General features: G+C 73.6%; 6 protein-coding genes, 1 tRNA gene and 1 other RNA gene. 4 read left to right on the forward strand and 4 right to left on the reverse strand.

The window, feature by feature from the left end; all coding sequences use genetic code 11:
* Together F6X68_RS31285 and F6X68_RS31290 are read left to right on the forward strand one after the other, a co-directional pair.
* Positions 1 to 385 (forward strand): hypothetical protein (locus tag F6X68_RS31285; RefSeq protein ID WP_225852542.1); only part of this gene is annotated, 385 nt, incomplete at its 5' end.
* Positions 382 to 633 (forward strand): flavin reductase, encoded by a 252-nt coding sequence (locus F6X68_RS31290; protein WP_151457621.1) that lies wholly within the window; start codon positions 382 to 384, stop codon positions 631 to 633. The genes F6X68_RS31285 and F6X68_RS31290, both read left to right, overlap by 4 nt.
* A 107-nt stretch (positions 634 to 740) precedes the next feature.
* On the opposite strand, the gene F6X68_RS31295 is transcribed toward F6X68_RS31290, so the two are convergent.
* The 4 genes from F6X68_RS31295 to F6X68_RS31310 all read right to left on the reverse strand — a co-directional run bounded on the left by F6X68_RS31295 (position 741) and on the right by F6X68_RS31310 (position 2,593).
* Positions 741 to 1,541: a sulfite exporter TauE/SafE family protein gene (locus F6X68_RS31295; RefSeq protein WP_225852543.1), complete on the reverse strand. Its 801-nt coding sequence runs from the start codon at positions 1,539 to 1,541 to the stop codon at positions 741 to 743.
* A gap of 158 nt (positions 1,542 to 1,699) precedes the next feature.
* Complete coding sequence (locus tag F6X68_RS31300) at positions 1,700 to 2,131, reverse strand: hypothetical protein (RefSeq protein ID WP_151457622.1); 432 nt, start codon at positions 2,129 to 2,131, stop codon at positions 1,700 to 1,702.
* Positions 2,128 to 2,328, reverse strand: coding sequence for a hypothetical protein (locus tag F6X68_RS31305; RefSeq protein WP_151457623.1), 201 nt, complete (start codon positions 2,326 to 2,328; stop codon positions 2,128 to 2,130). The genes F6X68_RS31300 and F6X68_RS31305 overlap by 4 nt, the downstream gene beginning before the upstream one ends.
* A gap of 180 nt (positions 2,329 to 2,508) precedes the next feature.
* Positions 2,509 to 2,593: transfer RNA gene (locus F6X68_RS31310), tRNA-Ser, on the reverse strand.
* An 82-nt stretch (positions 2,594 to 2,675) separates the two neighbouring features.
* Between F6X68_RS31310 and ffs the strand changes: the two genes are divergently transcribed.
* Both ffs and F6X68_RS31320 read left to right on the forward strand, forming a co-directional pair.
* Positions 2,676 to 2,765, forward strand: an RNA gene (gene ffs / locus F6X68_RS31315) — signal recognition particle sRNA small type.
* A 107-nt stretch (positions 2,766 to 2,872) separates the two neighbouring features.
* Positions 2,873 to 4,085: DNA polymerase III subunit gamma and tau (locus F6X68_RS31320; protein WP_151457624.1), on the forward strand; the 1,213-nt coding region annotated here is incomplete at its 3' end.

The following is a 4,085-nucleotide window of genomic DNA, read 5'->3' on the forward strand; positions in this document are numbered from 1 at the left end:
CGCCCGGAGCCGGCCGGTGGGATGGCCCGCCGGTACGACCATCCGCGTTCCCGACGACGCCTACCGCTTCGGCGAGGGCCCTCTGACGCTGCGCGTCACCGAGGTGCTGAGCGTCGGCCCGTTCGAGGGTCGGCTCTGGGCCGAGGTACGCGGCCATCAGGTGAACGCCGACGGCACCCTCCGCCCCCGCGAGCGCTTCGCCTCGATCCGCGTCGACCGCGCCCGGGTGATCGCCACCGATACGCCCCGGGTCCGGGCTGCGGACGGGCTCGGGGCGGCTCAACAGCCCGGGACGGCTGATCGGCTCGGGACGGTGGACCGGCTCGGGACGGAGCAACCCGGGTCGGTGGACCGGGTCGGGTCTGCGGGACCGGCGGCGCGGTGAGCCGCCGCACCCGGGAGCACGTCCCGACCCGGCCCACGTGGCGGTGCCGGGCGTGCGGCATTGCCTGGCCCTGCTCGCCGGCGAAGCTGCGGCTGCTCGGCGAGTACCGCCACGACCGCGCCGCGCTCACCGTCCACCTGGCGACTCTCCAGGTCGAGGCCGCCGCACAGCTCGTCGCACTCGACCCCGGCGTGAGCCCGGCCCAACTAGCCGACCGCTTCGTCTCCTGGGCCCGCCCACGCGGATGACCGCCCGCCGAGCCGCGCCCACCCGTGGCCGTGCCCGCTCGTTGCCGCGCCCACCCGTTGTCGCGCCGCCCGGATTCGTCCGGTGCGGCCCGTACCCGGGTCGGTGGTCAGCGCAGCAGGTTGACCAGGGCGGCGAGCCCGACGACCACGATCGTGGCGCGCAACGCCACCGGCGGCAGCCGGCGTCCCCACCGGCCGCCGATCAGGCCGCCCACCACGGAACCCGCCGCGATCAGCAGCGCCGGCTGCCACGCCACCGATCCCACGGCGACGAAGAGGACCGCCGCGACCCCGTTCACGAGGCCGGCGAGCACGTTCTTCACCCCGTTGACCCAGCGCAGGTCGGCCGAGAGCAGCACGCCGAGCAGCCCCAGCAGCAACACTCCCTGGGCGGCGCCGAAGTAGCCCCCGTACACCCCCGTGCCGAAGACGCCGAGCAGCAGCAGCGGCCCCGCCCGCCGTACCGCCTGACCGCCCGCCGACGACGCGCCCGCGTCGTCCGCGACCGGCCGCCGGTGGGCCAACGCCCGCGCCAGCCGCGGCTGCACCACCACGAGCACCAACGCCAGGACGATCAGCACCGGCACGATCGCCCGGAACGCACCGGGCGGCAGGAGCAGCAGCAGTACGCCGCCCGTGATCCCGCCGAGCACGGCGGCGAGACCCAGGCGGGCCAGCAGCCGGCCGTGCCCGGCCAGTTCCTGGCGATAGGCGTACGCCGCGGTGAACGACCCCGGCACCAGCCCGACGGTGTTGGACACGTTCGCCACCACGGGCGGATAGCCGAGGGAGAGCAGGACCGGGAAGGTCACCAGCGTGCCCGAGCCCACCACCGCGTTGATGGCTCCCGCCGCGACCCCGGCAGCCAGCACGGCCAGCCCGTCGGCGACGTTCAGCGTTGCGTTCACCTGTGTCCGCGCTCTCCCCGGGCCGGTCGACGCCCGCAGGTCGCCGCCGCCCGGTTGTCTCGCTGTCGGATGCGGCTGTCAGCGTAGGACGCGGGCGGTGTTTCCTGATCGACGTGCGGCAGGGATCACGCCGTGACCAGTCGCTTCGTCGGCGGCGTTCACCGTCGCAGCCGGCGCGGTCGCCAGGGCCCGGCGTGGCGGCGGCGCAGCCAGCGGGGCAGACGGTGCCGGGGCACGAACGTGCCGATGTCGTCCGCCGCGTTGTCGGCGTAGCCGCGTAGCTGACAGCCACCGAGCGGGGTGCGGTCGCGCAGCGCGCCCCGGAGCAGCGCCAGCGACTCGACGTCGACGTCGCGGTGCAGGCGCCCGAAGTGACCCAGCGACTGCAACGCGTTCCCCCTGGTCTGCGCGTCCCGCGACCGGAGCCCGCGCTTGATCCGGGGAAGGACGACGGCAGGCGGGTGGAACTCGTCCAGCACCAGCCAGAGAAGCGCCGGCCCGGCCCCGGGCTCCGTACGCGCCAAGGCCGCGTCGACCTTCTCCGGGCAGTCGCATTCGTCGAACTCCGGGTCGGTCGGCCGCTCGCTCACCCGGCATCGGGTTTCTCGGCGTTGCCGCTGGTGCGGCCGATGATCAGCGCGGCGACACAGTACAGCGCCATCCCGGCCGCCCCGCAGCCGACGACGATCTCCAGCGGTCGGTCGAACCCGGACCCCACCTGGGAGAGAAGGACGCAGGACATCGCGACCAGTTGCGTCCAGAGCAGCCAGCGCGGATTTTTGCCCAAGCGGGTCGCCCCTTCCGACCTCACCCGTCGAGAGGCGCGACCGCCACCGACCGATCGTCGATGAGGCATCGACACAGGTCGGAGGAGCGTAACCAGGGGAGCCGCCGTGGCGCTCGGCAGAAACGGTACGAGGGCCGTCCCCGATGGGGGTCGGCCCTCGCGTTCGTGCTGCTCAGCGAGCGGAGGATACGAGATTCGAACTCGTGAGGGTGTTAACCCAACACGCTTTCCAAGCGTGCGCCCTAGGCCTCTAGGCGAATCCTCCGCAGACGAGGATACAGGTCCCCGGCGGGTGGGCCACCCCACCACCCCCTGAAGATCGACGTGGCGTCGGGTAGGGTTGGCGGTACCTCCCGTGCGGCGGTATCTCGTGAACCTCCCCAGGGCCGGAAGGCAGCAAGGATAAGCGGGCTCTGCCGGGTGCACGGGAGGCCTTTTTGTCTCCGGGTCCCGGTAACGTCCCTGCGGGTCAGGTCACGGGGTGGTGGGTGGTCACCCGCGCCCGACCGGCGCAGAATGGCTCGGTCGAGAGGAGGCGGGACGAGTGGCACTGGCGCTCTACCGCAAGTACCGGCCGCGTACCTTCGCCGAGGTCATCGGGCAGGAGCACGTCACCGAGCCGCTGTCGCAGGCGCTGCGCAGCGGGCGGCTCAACCACGCCTACCTCTTCTCCGGCCCACGCGGCTGCGGCAAGACCTCCAGCGCCCGGATCCTGGCCCGCTCGCTGAACTGTGAGCAGGGCCCGACGCCGGAGCCGTGCGGGCAGTGCGACTCCTGCCGCGAGCTGGCCACCGACGGCGGCTCGATCGACGTACTGGAGATCGACGCGGCCAGCCACGGCGGCGTCGACGACGCCCGCGAGCTGCGCGAGAAGGCGATCTTCGCGCCGGCCAAGAGCCGCTTCAAGATCTACGTCATCGACGAGGCCCACATGGTCTCGTCGGCCGGCTTCAACGCCCTGCTCAAGCTGGTCGAGGAGCCGCCGGAGTACGTCAAGTTCATCTTCGCGACTACCGAGCCGGAGAAGGTCCTCGGCACGATCAAGTCGCGGACCCACCACTACCCGTTCCGGCTGATCCCGCCGAAGGTGCTCCGGCCCTACCTGGAGCAGCTCTGCGAGGCCGAGAACGTCGCCGTCGAGCCGGCGGTCTTCCCGCTGGTGGTGCGCGCTGGCGGCGGCAGCGCCCGGGACAGCCTCTCCGTGCTCGACCAGCTCATCGCCGGGGCCGGGCCGGAGGGCGTCACCTATTCCCGGGCCGCCGCCCTGCTCGGCGTGACCGACGCCGCCCTCATCGACGAGATGTGCGACGCGCTGGCGGCCGGGGACGGCGCGACGGCGTACGCGACCGTCGACCGGGTCGCCGAGGCCGGGCACGACGCGCGCCGGTTCGCCTCCGACCTGCTGGAGCGGCTGCGCGACCTGATCGTGCTCCAGCAGGTGCCGGACGCCGCCGCCAAGGGCCTCATCGACGGCCCGGCCGACCAGATCGAGCGGATGGCCGCCCAGGCCCAGCGGCTCGGCCCGGCCACGCTGTCCCGCTGCGCCGACATCGTGCACAACGGCCTGGTGGAGATGCGCGGCACCACCGCGCCCCGGCTGCTGCTGGAGCTGATCTGCGCCCGGATGCTGCTGCCCGGCGCCGACGACAGCACCGGCGGCCTGCTCCAGCGCCTCGAACGCATGGAGCGCCGGCTCACCCTCGCCGGCACCGACGTGCCGCCGGCCGCCGCCGGCCCCGCGCCGGCCGCCGCCCCTC

Origin of the sequence: Micromonospora sp. AMSO12t (assembly GCF_008806585.1) — a bacterium.
Lineage (GTDB): Bacteria > Actinomycetota > Actinomycetes > Mycobacteriales > Micromonosporaceae > Micromonospora > Micromonospora reichwaldensis.